This window comes from Bacillus sp. LR--39 (assembly GCF_053613335.1).
The window spans coordinates 1-591 of the sequence record NZ_JBSIOT010001246.1 but is presented as its reverse complement, the minus strand read 5'-3'; the positions used below and the strand labels follow the sequence as shown (position 1 = coordinate 591).

Annotated in this window: 2 pseudogenes; both read left to right on the top strand. The window is 47.4% G+C overall.

Annotated elements, in window-relative coordinates:
* A pseudogene (locus ACWHAR_RS29735) lies at window positions 1-248 on the top strand (thiol reductant ABC exporter subunit CydD); the annotation flags it as partial.
* Window positions 245-591, top strand: a pseudogene (locus tag ACWHAR_RS29730) (amino acid ABC transporter ATP-binding protein); the annotation flags it as partial. The pseudogenes ACWHAR_RS29735 and ACWHAR_RS29730, both read left to right, overlap by 4 nt.

Here is a 591-nt window from a genome sequence, read left to right as displayed (position 1 = left end):
TAGATGAGCCCACTGCTCATTTGGATATCGAAACAGAATACGAGTTGAAAAAAACGATGTTAAAACTGTTTGAAGACAAGCTGGTTTTTTTGGCAACCCATCGCCTTCACTGGATGCTTGATATGGATGAAATTATCGTGCTGAAAGATGGGCAGGTGGCTGAAACCGGTACACATCAAGAACTGATTGAAAAGCGGGGCGTTTATTACGAGCTCGTGCAGGCGCAGTCGTTTGGAGGTGCATCATGAACAATGAAGACGGGTGGATTCTGCCCTACATCAAGAAAAATACAAGGCTTTTGATCATTGTCGTGCTGCTTGGCGGGTTGACGGCATGCTCGGCGGCTGCTCTCATGTTTACCTCCGGTTATTTAATATCCAAAGCGGCTACGCGTCCGGAAAATGTTTTGATGATCTATGTTCCGATCGTAGCGGTTCGCACCTTCGGGATTCTGCGCTCGGTGTCGCGCTATGTTGAGCGGTTGACAGGGCACCATATCATTTTGAAAATTTTATCCGATATGCGCGTCAGGCTTTACAGGATGCTCGAACCTCAAGCTTTAAAATGGCGTGAACGTTTCCGAACGGGGGA